Annotated in this window: 15 protein-coding genes and 2 tRNA genes; 5 read left to right on the top strand and 12 right to left on the bottom strand. The window is 65.8% G+C overall.

From position 1 onward, the window contains the following. Positions 1–44: 44 nt before the first annotated feature. A complete protein-coding gene (galK, locus tag SB749_RS16020; protein ID WP_410711181.1) occupies positions 45–1,304 on the bottom strand; it encodes a galactokinase in 1,260 nt (419 codons plus the stop codon). Further along, positions 1,301–2,521 carry a galactose-1-phosphate uridylyltransferase gene (gene galT / locus SB749_RS16015; protein WP_410711180.1) on the bottom strand — a complete coding sequence of 407 codons (1,221 nt, stop codon included), beginning with the start codon at positions 2,519–2,521 and terminating at the stop codon, positions 1,301–1,303. Before galT ends, galK begins: the two co-directional genes overlap by 4 nt. Positions 2,522–2,640: 119 nt before the next feature. Between galT and SB749_RS16010 the strand changes: the two genes are divergently transcribed. Next, positions 2,641–3,642, top strand: coding sequence for an aldose 1-epimerase family protein (locus SB749_RS16010; protein WP_410711179.1), 1,002 nt, complete (start codon positions 2,641–2,643; stop codon positions 3,640–3,642). Between the two features lie 106 nt (positions 3,643–3,748). Further along, complete coding sequence (locus tag SB749_RS16005) at positions 3,749–4,510, top strand: DUF4282 domain-containing protein (RefSeq protein ID WP_410711178.1); 762 nt, start codon at positions 3,749–3,751, stop codon at positions 4,508–4,510. A gap of 163 nt (positions 4,511–4,673) precedes the next feature. Here the strand turns inward: SB749_RS16005 and SB749_RS16000 are convergent. The 5 genes from SB749_RS16000 to SB749_RS15980 all read right to left on the bottom strand — a co-directional run bounded on the left by SB749_RS16000 (position 4,674) and on the right by SB749_RS15980 (position 8,687). Beyond that, positions 4,674–4,746: transfer RNA gene (locus SB749_RS16000), tRNA-Glu, on the bottom strand. Positions 4,747–4,783: 37 nt separating this feature from the next. Then, positions 4,784–4,855, bottom strand: a tRNA-Gln gene (locus SB749_RS15995). Positions 4,856–4,980: 125 nt separating this feature from the next. Next, complete coding sequence (locus SB749_RS15990; RefSeq protein WP_410711177.1) at positions 4,981–6,306, bottom strand: alpha/beta fold hydrolase; 1,326 nt, start codon at positions 6,304–6,306, stop codon at positions 4,981–4,983. Then, positions 6,303–7,769: a glutamate--tRNA ligase gene (gene gltX, locus SB749_RS15985; RefSeq protein WP_410711176.1), complete on the bottom strand. Its 1,467-nt coding sequence runs from the start codon at positions 7,767–7,769 to the stop codon at positions 6,303–6,305. Before gltX ends, SB749_RS15990 begins: the two co-directional genes overlap by 4 nt. 111 nt (positions 7,770–7,880) lie before the next feature. Continuing rightward, entirely contained in the window at positions 7,881–8,687 is an 807-nt protein-coding gene (locus tag SB749_RS15980) for a fumarylacetoacetate hydrolase family protein (protein ID WP_101544555.1), read from the bottom strand. 128 nt (positions 8,688–8,815) lie between these two features. Here SB749_RS15980 and hrpB point away from each other — a divergent pair, with 128 nt between their 5' ends. The 3 genes from hrpB (at position 8,816) to SB749_RS15965 (ending at position 13,751) form a co-directional block, all read left to right on the top strand. Further along, positions 8,816–11,560 (top strand): ATP-dependent helicase HrpB, encoded by a 2,745-nt coding sequence (gene hrpB / locus SB749_RS15975; RefSeq protein WP_410711175.1) that lies wholly within the window; start codon positions 8,816–8,818, stop codon positions 11,558–11,560. A 37-nt stretch (positions 11,561–11,597) separates the two neighbouring features. Then, on the top strand, positions 11,598–12,566 hold the full coding sequence (locus SB749_RS15970; protein WP_410711174.1) for a 3-methyladenine DNA glycosylase: 969 nt from the start codon (positions 11,598–11,600) through the stop codon (positions 12,564–12,566). Positions 12,567–12,695: 129 nt separating this feature from the next. Continuing rightward, positions 12,696–13,751, top strand: a complete 1,056-nt coding sequence (locus SB749_RS15965; RefSeq protein ID WP_410711173.1) for a zinc-binding dehydrogenase — start codon at positions 12,696–12,698, stop codon at positions 13,749–13,751. Positions 13,752–13,831: 80 nt separating this feature from the next. Here the strand turns inward: SB749_RS15965 and SB749_RS15960 are convergent, their stop codons facing one another. The 5 genes from SB749_RS15960 to SB749_RS15940 all read right to left on the bottom strand — a co-directional run bounded on the left by SB749_RS15960 (position 13,832) and on the right by SB749_RS15940 (position 17,827). Further along, the gene (locus SB749_RS15960) at positions 13,832–14,266 is read right to left on the bottom strand and encodes an HIT family protein (RefSeq protein ID WP_410711172.1); all 435 of its coding nucleotides are present in this window, start codon (positions 14,264–14,266) and stop codon (positions 13,832–13,834) included. 80 nt (positions 14,267–14,346) lie between these two features. Next, on the bottom strand, positions 14,347–14,925 hold the full coding sequence (locus SB749_RS15955; protein ID WP_410711171.1) for a maltokinase N-terminal cap-like domain-containing protein: 579 nt from the start codon (positions 14,923–14,925) through the stop codon (positions 14,347–14,349). 119 nt (positions 14,926–15,044) lie between these two features. Further along, positions 15,045–15,830 (bottom strand): FAD-dependent thymidylate synthase, encoded by a 786-nt coding sequence (gene thyX / locus SB749_RS15950; RefSeq protein WP_062243820.1) that lies wholly within the window; start codon positions 15,828–15,830, stop codon positions 15,045–15,047. A 93-nt stretch (positions 15,831–15,923) separates the two neighbouring features. After that, the gene (locus tag SB749_RS15945; RefSeq protein WP_410711170.1) at positions 15,924–16,769 is read right to left on the bottom strand and encodes a Type 1 glutamine amidotransferase-like domain-containing protein; all 846 of its coding nucleotides are present in this window, start codon (positions 16,767–16,769) and stop codon (positions 15,924–15,926) included. Further along, positions 16,748–17,827, bottom strand: a complete 1,080-nt coding sequence (locus SB749_RS15940) for a biotin/lipoate A/B protein ligase family protein (protein WP_410711169.1) — start codon at positions 17,825–17,827, stop codon at positions 16,748–16,750. The genes SB749_RS15945 and SB749_RS15940 overlap by 22 nt, the downstream gene beginning before the upstream one ends. Positions 17,828–17,835: the final 8 nt, after the last annotated feature.

Here is a 17,835-nt window from a genome sequence, read left to right as displayed (position 1 = left end):
CGAATCAGCGGCTCAGCCGAAATGGGTTCGGCCGAATCAGGAACTCAGTCGAAACGGGCAGCCCCCCGACCCGCTCTGACCGCGAAGATGTCCGGCTCCCCGAAGCCGTGCTCGGCGAATGCCGCCGTCACGGCGTCGCCGACCTGTTCGACCCGGTCTGCCCGGATGAGCGCGATCCCCGAGCCGCCGAAGCCGCCGCCGATCATCCGCGCGCCGAGCGCCCCGGCTCCCATCGCAGCAGCCACCGCCACATCGAGTTCGACACAGGAGACCTCGTAGTCGTGCTGCAGCGATTCGTGGGAGGCCACCAACAGGTCTCCGATGGCACGGATGCGCGCGTCATGTTCGTCGCCGGTTGATCGTTCATTGTCTTCGAGCAGTTCGACGGTGGCGCGGACCCGAGCGTTTTCGGCGATGACGTGGCGCACCCGCTTGCGCTGTTCCTCGCTCAGTTCGCTCAGGTCGACGTCGTCGGCGAGTTCCCGCAGACTGTCGACTCCGAAGATCGCAGCGGATTCCTCACAGGTCCTCCGCCTGGCGCCGTACCCGCTTTCGCTGTGCGAGTGAGAGACCTTCGAGTCGATGACGAGGAGTCTGAGCCCCTCGGCGTCGAGGTCGAAGGGAATCTGGCGCGCGCTGAGGTCGCGGCAGTCGAGGAAGAGCGCATGCCCGGCCTCGGTCATGATCGACGCCGCCTGGTCGACGATGCCCGTCGGCGCACCGACGAAGTCGTTCTCTGCTCGCTGTGTCAGCAGGACCTTCTCGCGGTCGTCGAGGCCGAGGTCGAACACCTCGTCGAGGGCGATGAGCACCGCGACTTCGAGTGCGTGCGATGAGGACAGTCCGGCGCCGACGGGCACGGTGGATTCGATATAGAGGTCGACTCCGCCGACCACCGTGCCGGTGGTCTTCGCGATCTCGTCGACGACTCCCGCAGGATGGCTCAGCCATCCGGGCAGAGTTCCGGGCACGAGCTCCGCGGCCGCGAACTGACCGGACAGACGTTGACCGGTGTCATCGCGATGGTCGGAGACGATGCGAATGCTCTCTCCCCGCCGAGGAGGCTGCACAGTTCCCGTGTTCTCTGCACTCTCCGGTCGCCGACCGATGGCGACGTACACGGCCCGGTCGATGGCGATGGGCAGGACGAACCCGAGGTTGTAGTCGGTGTGTTCGCCGATGAAGTTCACCCTGCCTGGTGCACGGAACGAACCGATCGGACGGTATCCGAACAGGGCCTCGAACTCCTCGGCGAGGTGTTCGGGGGTCGGTGCTGTCACGGCCCCGGGGGTCTCTGTGGTCATGAACGATCGCCTTCCAGGTTCAACGCCGAAGCCGTGCTCGCATTCGCGCTCACGGGTACGGCCGCCTCGGCGAGGGGTTCCAGGGTCACCGCACGCAGTCTGGCTGCTGTCTCCTCGGCGGAGACGTCGCCGACGAAGGCGCCCATGGCGGCCTCCGAACCGGCGAGGAACTTCAGTTTGTTCTCCGCTCTGCGGGGGCTCGTGATCTCGAGGTGGAGCCAGTCGGCGCGACGGTCGGCACTGTTGACCGGCGCCTGGTGCCAGGCCGCGATATACGGTGTGGGACTCGGGTAGAGGCTGTCGATGCGCCGCAGCACCTCCGGATAGACGCGGGCCAGGTCGTCGCGTTCGGTGTCGTCGAGTTCGTCGAAGCTTCCCACCTGGCGGTGCGGAACAAGGTGGACTTCGATCGGCCAGCGGGCCGCGAAGGGCACGAAGGCGGAGAAGTGATCGGTCTCGAGAATCATTCGCTCTCGTGCCTCGCGTTCGAAGGCGAGGACATCCCCGAGCAGCGGCCGACCGGTTCGGCGCAGATGTTCATGCGCCCGGGCCGAGGTGATCGCGGTGTGCGGGGTGACATACGGGTAAGCATAGATCTGTCCGTGCGGGTGGTTCATCGTCACGCCGATCTCCTCCCCGCGGTTCTCGAACATGAAGACCTGTTCGATGCCCGGCAGGGCAGAGAGTTCGGCCGTCCGGTTGGCCCAGGCGTCGATGACCGTGCGGGCGCGTGCGGTGCCGAGTCCGCCGAAGGAGCCCGTGTGTTCCGAGGAGAAGACGACGACTTCGCAGCGGCCGTATCCCGGTCCCGACAGCGCGAAGGTCACGGTTTCGGCGGAGTCCGCGGCCGCCTCGGCGAAGGTGGTGTCCACCCTCTGAGCGGACGGGACTTCACCGAGGCCGGGGCCGAGGGAGGGGAAGCGATTCTCGAAGACGGCGACGTCGAAGTCCGCGGCCGGAATCTCGGTGGGACGGTCCGGCGTCGACGGGCACAGCGGGCATTCGGCGGCGGCGGGCAGGTGGGTGCGGGTCTGTCGGTGGGTGGCCACGGCGACCCATTCGCCGGTGAGGACGTCGAAGCGCAGGGTGCCGCTGTCGGGGCGCGAATCGTGTGGCCGGGGGTCGGCGGCGATCGTCGGTGCAGGTGAGTCGGGGTCCTGGAAGAACAGGATCTCACGACCATCGGACAGGTTCGCCCGGCGATGCGACGCTGGCATCAGACCTCCCAAAAGTTATCATTTTCGATCATAATGCTAACATCTGGCGGCCCGGATGCGTGCGGACGGCGTAGAATATCTGCAACTGTTCTTCCCGCGCTCGAGCACCCTGGAGACCTATGACCGCCACCATCGAACTCGCCTGTGACGAGTCAGCGGCGGTCATCTCCACCATCGGCGCGAGCTTGGTTCGCTTCAGCGTCGGCGATCGTCCCGTCGTGGTGCCGATGAACGCCTTCGACGGAGCGGTACTCGCGCCCTGGCCGAATCGGATCGATGAAGGTCGGTACGACTTCGCCGGAGACAGCCACCGGCTGCCGATCACCGAGCCCGAACGCAACACCGCGCTGCATGGCCTCGTCGCCGATACGCAATGGTCGGTGGTCGAGCGCACCGAGTCGACGGTCAGTCTCGAATACACGCTGGAGGCGACGGAGGGGTATCCGTTCGCGTTCGATCTGCAGGTGGACTTCGAACTCGCCGAGGCGGAGCTGCGCATGCGCGCACGTGCCCTCAACACGGGGTCGGCTCCCGCACCGTTCGGTTTTGGATTTCATCCGTGGCTCTCCCCGGGCACGGCCCCATCGGGTACAACCGACCCCATTGACGGCGCCCTTGTCGACGAGGCTCAGCTCGTCATTCCCGCTGCGCACTGGCACGAGACCGACGAGCGGCTCATCCCCACGGCTGTTCGCCCCTTCGATGACGGCACTGCCGTCCCGGCCGATCATGCCTCCGATGATTCCGCATGCATGGTGTGCAAGGACTTCCGGGCGCTGCGCCTCATCGGCGGCACGATCCTCGATGATGCGTACGGCTCACCTCGGCGCGGTGACGACGGATGGTCACGGGCACGGCTGAAGGGTGCAGATCTGCGCGAGGTCGTCGTCGGGATGGGGCCAGGGTTCCGCACCTGGCAGGCGTGTACGGGCGACGGCCTCGATGAGGATCTGGCACGTCGGGCGATTGCGATCGAGCCGATGACCTGTCCCCCGAATGCATTCGCCGCGGGCGAAGCCGGCGAGGACTTCGACGTCGTCGCCCCGGGTGGCGAGCTTGTCGTCGAGTGGAGCGTTGCTTTGACCGGGGCAGACGATACTTCGTGCTTCCTTCCGAAATGACAGTCGCCCTGCCGCGAGTCGGCGTATCCTGATAGGTTGCGACTACAGGCAGATATCAGGCGAGCGTGCCCTGCCCTGGGTACGTTCCATTCTCGAAGGGGACACCATGTCGACACCGCAGAACCCGAACGACCCGAACAGCAGCTCGGCTGAGCAGAACCTCGACGGCCAGAACCCTGGTGCGAGCGACCAGCCGGAGAGTGCCCAGTCAGCCTCCGACCAGTCGGGGCAGAATCCTCAGGACACTCAGTTCCAGCCCAACCAGGATGCACCGGTATCGCAGCCCAGCCAGGATGCGCAGTTCCAGCCCGATCAGCCCACCTATCAGCAGGGCACCTATGATCCCAATGCCAATCAGGCACAGGGCCAGCAGTACCAGCAGGGCGGATACTCGCAGCCCGGCGCTTATCAGCAGGATCCCTATCAGCAGGGCGCATACTCGCAGGGTGCAGCCCAGCAGCAGGCTTATGGTCAGCCCGCCTACGGTCAGCCTGCGTATGGTCAGCCTCCGCAGTCGAATCCCCAGCAGTCCGGGTTCTTCAAGTCGCTGTTCGACATCCGCTTCGACAACTTCATCGCGGTGAAGTGGGCGGGCTTCATCTACATCATCGCGATCGTCGTCGCGGTCCTGTCCTACCTCGGCACCATCGTCGCCGGCATCACCACGGGAATCGCCGCAGGTGCGACCGCAGGCTACTTCAACGACGGACCGAGCTTCAGTGTGCTGCCGCTGATCCTCTCGATCATCTTCGGCTGGATCATCCCGGCCCTGTGGGTCATCGGCGTCCGCCTCGTGCTCGAACTCATCGTCTCCAACATAAAGACGGCCGAACATACGAAGCGCATCGCCGATTCAGTCAGCCGCTGACTCACTGCGCCCTATATTTCTGGCGCAGGAGCGGCTTCAATGTGCAGAAGTGGTGATCTCAATCAGTGCATATGAATCTTGAACCCGCAGATGCTGACACGGTGCAGGAACGCCCGTGAATTAGAGTGAGCCCCGCACCGAGATTCGATGCGGGGCTCAACCGTACCCCCGAGCAGATTCGAACTGCCGTTACCGCCTTGAGAGGGCGGCGTCCTAGGCCACTAGACGACGGGGGCTAGAACAACACTCCTGGACTGATCCAGACTGTGTCCGCTGGGCTACCAGGACTTGAACCTAGACTAAATGAACCAGAATCACTCGTGCTGCCAATTACACCATAGCCCAATGTTTTTCAAGGTCATCCCCGAGGAGATTTCCCTGAGCAACGAGATATAACTCTACACAAGCACCCCGCCTCCCGACAAATCCGAGAGGCTCCTTTTCAGTGTGACCTTCTTAACACCCAAGCCTCACCCGCGGGCGAGGCCGATGAGCCTGTCGAGGACCCGGTACCCGTCGGCGCGCAGACCGTTATGTTCGTACTCATTCGTCACCCACGGCTGCACCCCGGAGAGATGCTCGGCCGTGGCCAGCGAATACTCCACCGGCACGTACGCGTCCTCGAAGTACACTGCCGCAGCACCACGCACCGAGGCGGCCCGCAGAGCCTCGACATCGTAGAGACCGGGCCACTGACGTGCGGCGACGAGCTCGGCCACCTCGGCGAAGGGGGCGAGCTCGGGATCCTCATGCACCGATTCCGGCCCGGCATGTTCGCCGGCAAGCAGCGTCGGATCCTCGGCCACAGCAGCGGGCATCGCCCGCCTGGCCGCCCAGTTCGTCACAGTGCCGTCGGCCCAGCAGGATTCGTGGATGACGGCATAGAGCGGATTGCGCCCCGAGAAGGGCAGAGACGCGGCAAGGTCATGCCGGAACGCCCCCGACGAGAAGTCGAGGTCGAGCAGATAATGCAGCTTCTCCGGACCGTCCGAGGCACCGAGGAAGTGCCCGAGCAGACGGATCCGCTCCGGCGTCGCCCGCGCGCCCCCAGGCAGGGCGAGACCGTCACCGACAGACGCGAGCTCGACGAGGCGCCGCATCTTCTCACGGTCGCCGGGGAACGCTGCGTAATACTGCTCGGACTTGCGGATCATGCCCTCCCACGTACGTCCGTAGACGGTCGCGGGGTCGAGGCCGATCGCCGGCAGACCGCCTGTGAAGTACACCTCGTGGAGGGCACTCGAATGCGCGGAGATGTAGCGCAGAGTCGTGAAGCCGCCGAAGGACTGCCCCAGCAGGGACCACGTCTCCGCGCCGAGGTGGCCGCGCAGGATCTCCGCGTCCTCGACGATCGAATCGGCGCGGAAGTACGACAGCGCCTCGGCGATCGCGGCCGGGTCCTCCCCCACCGTCTCAAGGCCGGTGATGGCCCCGTCGACAGAGCCGATCGGGTTCGATTTCCCGGTTCCGCGCTGGTCGAGCATGACGACCTGGAATTCCTCGAGGGCACGTTTCACCCAGCCGCCTGGGCCTCCGACGATGCCCGGCCGCGGGGCTTCCACGCCGGGCCCGCCCTGCAGGTACACGAGGTAGGGCTTCTGACTGTCCGCCTCGGTGGCGATGATCCGCGCGAACACGTCCACCGTGTCCGGCAGATTCACCTTCCCCGAGGCGGCTGACCCAGAGCTCTCCCCCGCCGAGGCGGCATCCCCCGCCCATCCGAAATGATCGAACGGCACGGTGACCGTCACGTCACGGAAGTGCAGTCCCCCGCGGGTCCAGGCCGTCTGATTCACAGCTGCGCCGCGAGTGCCTTGAGGCGTGTCATGGAGGAGTCCTTGCCGAGGATCTCCATCGACTCGAACAGCGGCGGGGAGACCTTGCGACCGGACACGGCCACACGCAGGGGTCCGTAGGCCAGGCGCGGTTTGATCTCCATCTCGTCGACGAGTTTCGCCGACAGCACCTCTTCGAGCTTCGCCGTGGTCCAGTCGTCGAGCCCTTCGAGGACCTCGATGGAGGCGGCGAGCACCTCGGGGGCGGAGTCCTTGAGCGTCTTCAATCCGTCTTCGGCCATGACGAGGTCGTCATCGGAGGTGAAGAGGAACGCGAGCAGGTCAGGAGCTTCTCCGAGCAGCTTCATGCGGGTCTGCACGAGCGGAGCCGCCTCGTTGAGGATCGCCAGCTGAGCATCCGTCGGGGACTCCGGGAGCACCTCGGCGGCCTGGAGATACGGCACCAGACGGTCACGGAAGTCATCCGGCTCGAGGAGGCGGATGTGGTCGGCGTTGATGGCGGTGGCCTTCTTCACGTCGAAGCGGGCCGGGTTGGGCAGGACATCGTGGATGTCGAATGCCTCGGTGAACTCCTTGACGCTGAACACGTCGCGGTCGGGTCCGATGGACCAGCCGAGCAGGGCGAGGTAGTTGATGAGTCCCTCGGGGATGAAGCCGTTCTCGCGGTGGAGGAACAGGTTCGATTCGGGGTCGCGCTTCGACAGCTTCTTGTTGCCTTCGCCCATCACGTAGGGCAGGTGGCCGAACTCGGGGGTCGCCTCGGCGATGCCGATGGCCTTGAGGTGTTCGTAGAGAGCGATCTGGCGCGGGGTCGAGGACAGGATGTCCTCGCCGCGGAGCACGTGGGTGATGCCCATGAGCGCGTCGTCGACGGGGTTGACCAGGGTGTACAGGGGCTGGCCGTTGGCACGGACGACGACGAAGTCGGGCACGGTGCCGGCCTTGAAGGTGATGTCGCCGCGGACGAGGTCGGTGAAGGTGATGTCCTCATCGGGCATGCGCACGCGCCAGACGGGTTCGCGGCCCTCGGCGCGGAAGGCGGCTTTCTGCTCGTCGGTGAGGTCGCGGTCGTATCCGTCGTAGCCGAGCTTCGGGTCACGGCCTGCGGCCTTGTGCCGGGCTTCGACTTCCTCGTTGGTCGAGTAGGACTCGTAGATGTGGCCGCCGGCCTTGAGCTTCTCGATGACGTCGGCGTAGATCTCGCCGCGCTGCGACTGACGGTAGGGGCCGTTGTCGCCGCCGACCTCGATGCCTTCGTCCCAGTCCAGGCCCAGCCATTTGAGGGCCTCGACGACCTGGCCGAAGCTCTCCTCGGAGTCACGTGCCGCGTCGGTGTCTTCGATGCGGAAGACGAACTTGCCGCCGGTGTGCTTGGCGTAGGCCCAGTTGAACAGGGCTGTGCGGACCATGCCGACGTGCGGGGTGCCGGTGGGTGATGGGCAGAAACGAACTTTGACGCTCACGATTGTCCTTTGCGTGATCTTCTCGGGTGTGAGTCAGTGGTGTGCGCGGTGGCGCTGGTGGTGTGGTGGCGTTGGTGTTCCGTGGATGCGATCGCCGAGGCGGCGGTCGGCTCAGGCGTCCATGACCGGGTTCGACAGAACGCCGAGTCCTTCGATGGCGATGTCGACGCGGTTGCCGGACACGATCTGCCCGACCCCTTCCGGAGTTCCGGTGAGGATGACATCGCCGGGCAGCAGGGTGATCGTCTCCGACAGGTGCTCGATGATGGTCGGGATGTCGAAGATGAAGTCGGCGGTGGTGCCGTCCTGCTTGAGATCCCCGTCGACCCAGGACCGGATGCCGAGGTCGTCGACGTCGAGTTCGGTTTCGATCCAGGGGCCCAGCGGGGCCGAGGTGTCGAAGCCCTTCGCCCGAGTCCACTGCTTGTCGGACTTCTGGAGGTCGCGCAGGGTGACATCGTTGCTCGCGGTGTAGCCGAGGACGCAGTCGTTGGCATTCTCCGCCTTCACACCCTTTGCCACACGGCCGATGACGACGGCGAGTTCGGCCTCATAGGAGACGTATTCGCTGATGGCGGGCAGGCGGATGGGGTCGCCGGGGCCGATGACCGCGGTGTTCGGCTTGAAGAAGGTCACCGGAGTCACGGGAACCTCGTTGCCGAGTTCTGCTGCGTGTGCGGCGAAGTTGCGGCCCACGCCGATGACCTTCGAACGCGGCAGGATGGGGCTGACCAGACGCACGTCGTCGATCTTCAGCCTCTCGCCTGTCGATTGGGCCGGAGAGAAGAAGGGGTCCGAGTCGAGAACCGCGAGTTCGAGTCCCGACGTGTCCCAGCTTCCGTCGGTGATCGGCGGCACTTCACCCTCGACTACTCCGTATTTGGGTTCGTCCTGATGTACAAATCTGGCGATACGCATGTGTCACAGTCTAGTCAGTGCCTGGTGCCTTCCGCGCGTCGGTGCACGTCGATCCGCGATCGGGTCCCCGCAGATCCTCAGGCGGCGGCCCATGTGCGGGCGGGCCGCCCTGCTGAGAGACTGGTGACATGCCCGATCCGCACATCCCGCACACCTTCGATCTCGCCCGCATCGGGGCCGGCTTGCCCGCCGCCGCGCTCATCGATGAGCTGGGCCTCGCCGAGGCGGCCCCCGCCCCGAGATTGGTCGTGGAGGCTCCTCCCGGGACCGGCAAGACCACCGTGGTGCCGCCGATGATCGCTGAGCACCTGGCTGGTCCGGGCCGCATCATCGTCACACAGCCCCGGCGGATGGCGGCCCGCGCCGCGGCCAGGCGGCTGGCGTCGTTGACGGGGACCCGCCTCGGCGAGGTTGTCGGTTTCACCGTCCGCGGAGAGTCGCGGACCTCAAGGGCGACGCGGATCGAGTTCGTCACCACGGGTGTGCTTCTGTCCCGGCTGCTGCGTGATCCGGAGCTGACCGGAGTCGCCGGAGTCATCCTCGACGAGGTGCATGAGCGGCAGTTGGATACGGATCTTGCGTTCGCGATGTGCCGGGAATTGGCGGATCTGCGTGAGGATCTGTCCGTCGTTGTCATGTCGGCGACCTTGGATGCGCAGCTGTGGGCCGCGCGTCTCGGGGACGGGCCGCAGGCGCCGGCGGCTCTGCTGTCGGTGGCGGCAGATGCTTATCCTTTGGAGGTCCGATGGGCACCGGCGAAGGAGCGGCCGCTCGATGCACGGGGTGTGACCTGGGACTTCCTTGATCATCTGGCGGCGACGACGGTGCGTGCGCTGACTGGGACCGACGAGGGCGATGTCCTCGTCTTCGCTCCCGGTGCACGCGAAGTCGACGAGGTGGCTTCCCGCGTGCGGCGCCGTGTGGAATCAGATGGCGGTTCGGGTGGTGGCGGACCGATCGGCTCTGGTGGTTCGGGTACCGGTGACGCGGTCGAGGTGCACACTTTGACTGGTCGGACCCCTGCGAAAGAGCAGGACGCGATCCTGCGCCCACGTACCGACCAGGGACGGAACCGTCGCGTCATCGTCTCGACTTCGGTGGCGGAGTCGGCGCTGACGATCGACGGGGTCCGTATCGTCGTCGACTCGGGACTCTCGCGGGGACCACGGCTGGATACGCGGCGTCGCATGTCCGGGCTGGTCACGATGCGGGAGTCGAAGGCTTCGGGAACACAGCGTTCCGGTCGTGCCGCCCGGCAGGGACCGGGTGTTGCGTATCGGTGCATGTCAGAGGCTGATTGGGCGAGCCTGCCCGAGCACACTCCACCCGAGGTCGCGACCTCCGATCTCACCTCCGCAGTGCTCGCGCTCGCCGTGTGGGGCGGCGACGAGACCCTGCTGCCCGATCCGCTGCCGGACGGACCGAGGCGGCAGGCGGTCGACAACCTGGTCGCGTTGGGAGCTGTGGAGGACTCGGCTCTGCACGTCACCGAGACGGGGCGGGCGATCGCGGCGGTTCCCGCCTCGGTGTGGTCGGCACGTGGCCTCCTGGACGGGGCTGCGCTGCTCTCTCCCGCTCGTGCGGCAGAAGCGGTCGCCGTCATCGAATCCGAGCAGAGGGCTCCAGGCGCCGATCTCTCCGCTCTGCTGCGGCAGCTGCGGCGCAGCAAGGATGCTCGATTCGCTCAGGACCGCAAACGGTTCGCGTCGATCGCACGCGAGTTCGCCTCGAGCGGCGATGGCGGAGATGGCGGAGACGCGGGAGACGGCACCGGGAACGGCGGAATCGGCGACCGTGGCATGGTCACCGGCGATTCCGGCGCGTCGCTGACCCCCGAAGATCTCGGACTCGTCACGGCGCTGTCCTATCCCCTGCAGATCGCGCGTCTGCGCAGTGCCTCAGACTCCGAATACCTGCTGGCTTCAGGCACGGCGGCGAGCCTGCCGCGTGACTCCTCGCTCCAGGGCAGCCCATGGTTGGCCATCGCCGAAGTAGGCCTGGCCGGATCGCGGGCGATCATCCGGTCTGCTGTGCCGATCGACGGCGACACAGCGGAACTCGCCGGCGCCGGACTGCTGCACATAGAAGAAACGGCGACGTTCGAGTCCGGGAAGGTCCGTGGGGTACGGCGCTTCCGCCTCGGCGGAATCGAACTGACCTCTACCCCGATCCAGGCCGGCCCCGATCTCGCCCGCCGTGCCATCGCCGAATCGGTGCGCGAACGGGGAGCCCGCGAGGTTCTGCGTCCGTCGGAGGCTTTCGAATCGCTGCGCGCCCGGCTGGGACTGCTCCGCGCGATCTACGGGGACCCGTGGCCGGAGGTGACGTGGGAGCACCTCTCTGACACGCTCGATCAGTGGTGTCCTGATGCGCTCGACCAGATCGCGAAGGGCTCCGATCCTGCCCGCGTGGACCTCGTCTCCGCGCTGCGCGGTCTGCTGCCCTGGCCCGAGGCGGCCCGCCTCGACGAGCTTGTGCCGACCCACGTCACAGTGCCCAGCGGGTCACACGTCCGGCTCGAGTATCCGAATCCCGACCTCGTCGAGACGCGTGCCTCGACCGGTACGGACGACGAATCTCCGACCATTCCCGAGCGAGCAGAGCTCCCGAGCCCGGTCCTCGCGGTCAAACTCCAGGAGTGCTTCGGCTGGACGGATGTGCCGCGCATCTGCGACGGACGGGTTCCGGTCACCTTGCACCTGCTCTCCCCTGCCAGGCGGCCCCTGGCAGTGACCAGCGATCTCGCCTCTTTCTGGGCGAATGCTTACGCCCATGTCCGGGCCGAGAACCGGGGCCGCTACCCGAAGCATCCGTGGCCGGAGGACCCACTCACCGCACCTGCGGCGAAGGGCACGAAGCGCTCCGGTCGCTGAGCTGGAGCCCGCTTCGACCGTCTGGGACAATGGTGCGGTGACTTCCGCACTCTCGACCACGGCTCCCGCCCCGTACAGGGCGGCGACCGAGCGTACCGACGCATCGTCGGGCCGCCTCGGTGACGGTGTCGTTCCTGCCGAGATCTGGCGCGAGCTGCGTGACGAGCACGAACAACGGATCGCCGAGCGCACCGATGCGCATATCGAGCGGCGGATGCGACAGGAGACCCACCCGGTCGAAGACTTCCTCTTCACCTACTACCCGTTCAAGGTCGGGCAGCTGAAGAAGTGGCATCCAGGTCCTGGTGTGCGCGTTGCACTTGAGACGGCCGATCATCGTCGGTATTTCGATCGTCGGTGGTATCGCATCGACGATGCGCAGAATTTCGCCGAGGTGGACCTCGAGTCCTGGCGCACCGACCGTGGAGACGGGGCGAAGTTCATCGCCTCGCTGCTGTCGTCGACGCTCAACCGGAAAGCGAACTTCGGATGCTTCGGCATCCACGAATGGGCGATGGTCTACCGTCTCACCGACGAGCAGCGCCGTCATCAGCAGGTGCCGCTGCGGCTGAGCCCAGCCGAGACCGATGCCGTGGTCGAAGGCCACCGCATCCAGTGTTCGCATCATGATGCGTTCCGTTTCTTCACCGAACCGGCCCGGCCTCTCAACACCTTGCAGCCGAGCCGCGAGGGCATGGTCGCCAACGAGCAGCCCGGATGTCTGCACGCGGGGATGGATCTGTACAAATGGGCGATGAAGATCTCGCCGATCGCTGATTCGGATCTCGTCGTCGACTGCTTCGACCTGGCGCTCGACATTCGCACCTTGGATATGGAGGCCTCCCCCTATGACCTGCGCGGATGGGGCTACGGAGTCGTCGCCATCGAGACCGCTGCGGGCAAGGCCGAGTACATGGAGCGGCAGAAGGAGTTCTCTGGAAGGGCGCAGACGCTGCGGGCTCGACTGCTCGATGCCTTGGCAGTCGCCGAAGTCTATCCGCGCTGAGTCGCCTGGGGGCTGCGCTGGCTAGCCGCTGCGACTGCGCCGGGCCCGCCGTGCTGACCAGTCGCTGCGGCCGCGCCGCTTCGTGGACGTCTTCGCGGTCGCGGCACCGGCGCGCCTACGATCGACGGTATGCGTGCCATTGTCTTCGATCAGTTCTCCGTCCGTCCCCGACTCGAGGAGATTTCCGCTCCCACGGCCCCCGATGCCGGCGTCGTCATCGATGTCGAAGCCACCGGGGTGTGCCGCAGCGATCATCACGCGTGGGCCGGCCACGATGCGACGATCGCTCTCCCCCACGTGCCCGGGCATGAGCTGGTCGGTCGGGTCGCCTCGGCGGGTGTGGGCGTACAGGACTTCCGTGTCGGCCAGCGGGTGACCGTTCCATTTGTGTGCGGGTGCGGGACGTGCCGGTGGTGCGTTTCCGGCAATGCGCAGGTGTGCCCCGATCAGACGCAGCCGGGATTCACGCATTTCGGGTCGTGGGCGGATCAGGTCGTCATCCACAATGCCGATGCGAACCTCGTGGCCGTGCCCGACGATCTGCCGGCCGCGGCCGTCGTCGGGCTCGGATGTCGATTCGCCACTGCCTTCCATGGTCTGCGGGTGCGGGCTCGGCTTGCCGCGGACGAGACGGTCGCCGTCTTCGGCTGCGGCGGGGTGGGACTGTCGGCGATCATGATCGCCCGGGCCCTCGGCGCGAAGGTGGTCGCCATCGACGTCAGCGATGCGGCCCTGGAATCCGCCAGTGAGTTCGGTGCCGAACGATGCGTCAACGCACGGGGTCTCAGTCCCGAGGGGCTGAGCGCCGAGGTGGTCGCGCAGTTTGCCATGACCGATCCGGATGGGGTGGCGGTGACCGTTGATGCTCTGGGTCGGGAGGACACGATTCGGGCGGCGATCGGTGCCCTGGCACCCTTGGGCCGGCATGTGCAGATCGGGCTGCTGCCCGCGGAGCCGGTCGTCGACCTGCCGCGGGTGATCGCGCTCGAACTCAGTGTGCTCGGCTCACATGGCATGGCTGCGGCTGAGTACCCGGAGCTCGTCGACCTCGTCGTTCAGGGGCGCTTGCGACCGCAGGACCTCGTCACGAATGTCATCGGCCTCGACGAAGCGCCCGCGGCGATGGAGGCGATGGGCTCCCCTGCTGCCTCGGCGGGGATGACGATCATCGACCTGGCACGGTGACGGTCGGCTACCCCGGCACTGTGCACCGCCTCGGCGAGGTCGGCCGCGACGATAGAGTCCGCACCTGCGGCGGCGGCTCCTCATCCCTCGCCGAGTGACTCCCGCATACTCGCGGCCAGAGAGCCGATGAGCTCCTGATCTCCGCGGACGCCGGGTGCGAACGGCAGACTCAGGCGGTCTTTGTCCTTGTCCCGGTAGCGCGGAATGACGTGCATATGGAAGTGGAAGACCGACTGCCAAGCCTCGGCACCACAGCAGTTGAGGAGGTTGACGCCATCGGCTCCCCAGGCGTCGAAGGCGTGTTTGGCGATGCGCTGGGACTCGAGCACCACTGTGGACAGATCCTCGGCCGGGATATCCCGCAGGTCCGTGCTGTGACGTTTCGGAACGACAAGCAGATGCCCATCCGACCCGGGCTGGATGTCCATGAACGCGAACGTCGACTCGGTCTCGGCGATCGGCGCACTCGGTGCGTCACCTGCGACGATCGCACAGAAAATGCAGTCGCTGCTCATCAGTTCCAGTTCCTCCCCGCAATGAGTTGGCTGTGCCGTACGGCGTTTGGCCCGGGCCCTCAGATCGTACTGGTAAGCCTTCAGACCATGATGGCGAGGACGACATTCGTGTCCTGGCCTTCCCAGCGGCCCAGCAGCAGACCTGCGTCGGACTTCTCGGCTGGTGATTCGGGCGAGAGACGGTAGAGGATCTCGACGTCGCCGGCGCCCGGCAGAGGTCCCGTCCCGAAGGCGTGGGCCACCTCGGTGATCTCTTCTCCCCGATTGCCCTCTTCGTCGACGCGGTACTGCTTCGCCGCGGTCGACGCGGTGGCGATGGTGTGGTCGAGGCGCTGCCGGAACAGCGGGTCGCCCATGCCGGCGTAGACCCACCGCTTGCCGAGCACCGAGTGATCCATGTTCGCCACGAATGCTTCGTCGGCGCCCTCGAGCGGTGCGCCGCGATAAGTCAGCGGCACCTGCAGCAGCTGGTCGCCGCTCCTCACGATGTGGATCTCGATGCCCACTTCGCCAGCGGGGTCGTCGAAGCGGTACGCGGTGACTGCCTCGAGCGGGTTTGCCGCGAGGTAGAGCTCGGTGGCCCAGTCCTGCTTGGCCACCCAGTCGGTGACGACGTCGAGCTTGCCGGGATTGAGCTGAGCTGCGTAGATATCTGCCATGACGGTTCCTCCTGAAATCTGTCTGACGTCGGCGTCAGGTGTGGCTGGGCGCAACAGGTGTCTGTAGGTGTGAGGCGCTCGGCGGTCTTCGGACGCTTCGCATCATGTCTTGCGTGGTCTCAGGCCTTGCGGGTGCCGGGGACCCATTCTCCGTCGACGACTTCGTAGTCGGCGAATACCGCCGGGGCCTCTTCGCGCATGACCTCGCCGATCTTGTTGAAGATGAGGCGGATCTCCTCTTCAGCGCCCTTTGCAGTGCGCATTTCGATGACGTGACGCAGCGAACGCAGGTTCGCGGTGTAGACGATTCCGGTGGCCAGGCCCTCGGGGGCGAAGCGACGCATGAACGAGGTCATGTGCTTCTTGTGGGAGAACTTCGTGCCCTCCTCGTCGAGTTCGAAATGCTCGGCCATCCACTGCTGATGCTCCTCGAGGGTGTCGAGGACCTTGAGGCTGCGTTCCATGAGTTCGGGATCTTCGCGTGCCCACTCGGGGAACCAGAACGGAATGTCGGTGAGGCGAACGTATCGCAGCGATTCCTGCGAGAACGCGGATCCCGCGCGGTGGCGGATGAGTTCGTGGGTGAGCACACGCGAGACGTTGTGGAGGACGAAGGTGAAGTTCGCGTGTTCGAGGACGGACCCGTGCTGGGACTTCACCACATTTCCGAGGTACTGCGCGGAATCGGTGCGCACGCGCGAGACGTTCGGGTTGAGTCCCGGCTCCCACGATCGGTAGCACATGCGTCCGGAGAACTCGAGGAGATCCTCGGCGTCGGGAGATTCCGCATCTTCGACCCGGTCCGCCCAAGAGGATCCGCCCACCTCGTCGAGGTAAGTCCTCATCGCTTCCCAATCGATATTGGGCTTGGCGAGCAGTTCAACGGACGGTTCGACCTGGCGCATGGCTCTCCTAGTGCAGGGGACGTGATTGATTCCCAATCCTACAGACAGCCCGGCTGGTTTCGGTGACCGGTCCGCACCGAAATCCTCCTCGCCTCAGCCGTCTTGGCTGACAGGTGCGGCGGGTCCCTTATCGTCGAAGTTGCGCAGGCTTCCGCCCGTATCGACGATGTAGGCTCGTGCCCCCGCGGATTCCGCCATCACCGAGGCGGCCGCACCGTCGACGTACACGACCGCGGCATGATCATCGATGGCGGTTCCGGGGCCGGGAAGTCGGCCACGCGCGATCCATTCCCGGAAGGATTCCTTCCGCCCGGGTTCGCCGTGGAAGTGCGGGCAGACACTCCCCCGCAGGAATCCGAGCCCATCATGCAGCGGAGCCAACGGACCGAACGAATCCGTCGAGGAGGCCTCGAACCAGCAGTTCGCACCGGCGCTGATGCCGGCGAGGATGGTCCCTCCGGCAGCAGCTTCTCTCATCCGCTGGTCGACGCCATGCCTGCGCCAGAGGCTGAGCAGGTTCGCCGTGGAGCCGCCGCCGACGTAGATGAGGTCCATGTCGAGCAGCATCGCCGGATCCTGGTAGTCCCACGGACTCTGCCCGAACAGGGAGAGGACATAGGTTCGCGCACTCGCCTCGAATGCCGCTTCGAACCGCTCGATATAGTCGCGGCTGTCGCCGGATGCCGTCGGGACGAAGCAGACGTGTGGGAGTCCAACAGAGGCGCCGAAACCGCTCTGAGCACCGGCCTCGTCCTCAGTGCCGGCGCGGATCCGTCTGGCGGCCATGCGCACCAGCTCGTCATCAATGGCCGAGGCCCCGGTCTCGGACGTCGAGAACCCACCGCCGCCGAGGGCCACGATCGTGCCACGGAAAGCAGTGGGTTCAGCGTTGCCCACGGCACACTGTGCGTCAGCACTCACGGCACGCGGTGCGTCCATTTCTCGGTCCCGAACTTCTCGTCGACCAGTTCCTGCGCCCGCTTCAGCTCGTCCTCGGTGTAGGTGCCGTAAGTGGCCCCATAGCGGGTGGCGAAGGTGTCCGCCATGACATCGATGATGTCCTTGCGTGCCTCACCGGTCTGACTCCGCAGCGGGTCGACGCGTTTCTTCGCGCTCGCCACTCCCTTGTCGGAGATCTTCGCTTCGCCGATGCGCAGAACTTCGACCATCTTGTCCGCGTCGATGTCGTAGCTCATGGTCGCGTGGTGGAGCAGTGTGCCGTCGCGATTGCGCTTCTGTGCGGCACCGCCGATCTTGCCTCCGGTCGAGGAGATGTCATTGATCGGCTTGTAGAACGCCTCCACACCGAGGGTCTTGAGCGCCGCGAGAACCCACTGGTCGAGGAACACATACGACTCCTCATAGTCGAGACCGGCGACGAGGGCAGGCGGGACGAACATCGAATAGGTGATGCAGTTGCCGCCCTCCATGAACATCGCACCTCCGCCTGAGATGCGACGCACGACCTGGACGTCGTACTTCTCCACACCTTCGGGCCGCAGCTCGTTGACGTAGGACTGGAAGGCCCCGATGACGGTGGCCGTGTCCTCCCATTCCCAGAACCGCAGGGTCGGCTGCCTGCGACCTGCTGCAACTTCTTCGAGCAGAACCTGATCGAGCGCCACATTGAGCTGGGTCGGCAGCACTTCGCCGCGGATGACCTGCCAGTCGAAGTCGGTGAAGTTCGCCGCCGAACCCAACGCCCGGCGCACGACGGCGGCGATATCGGCGGTGGAGAAGCCGTGCATCGCCAGTTCCGAACCGTAGCCGGCCAGAGCCTCGTCGAGGCGGCCGCGCAGCGCCGCATTATCGGCATTGACGCTGGCGCCGACGAGGGCCGGTGCAAGGTCGAAATAGGCTTCCTCGGGTTCGAGGAAGAAGTCCCCGGAGATCTTCACCTCGGTGATGGTCCTACCGTCGGTGGTGACATCGGCGACGACGAGTTTGCCGCCGATGACCTTGTATTCGCCGTGGAAGTGCTGCGTCTCGTTCGTCATGTCTCCCA

Origin of the sequence: Brevibacterium sp. SIMBA_078, from assembly GCF_046534565.1 — a bacterium.
Lineage (GTDB): Bacteria > Actinomycetota > Actinomycetes > Actinomycetales > Brevibacteriaceae > Brevibacterium.
This window is presented reverse-complemented; position numbering and strand designations above follow the sequence as displayed.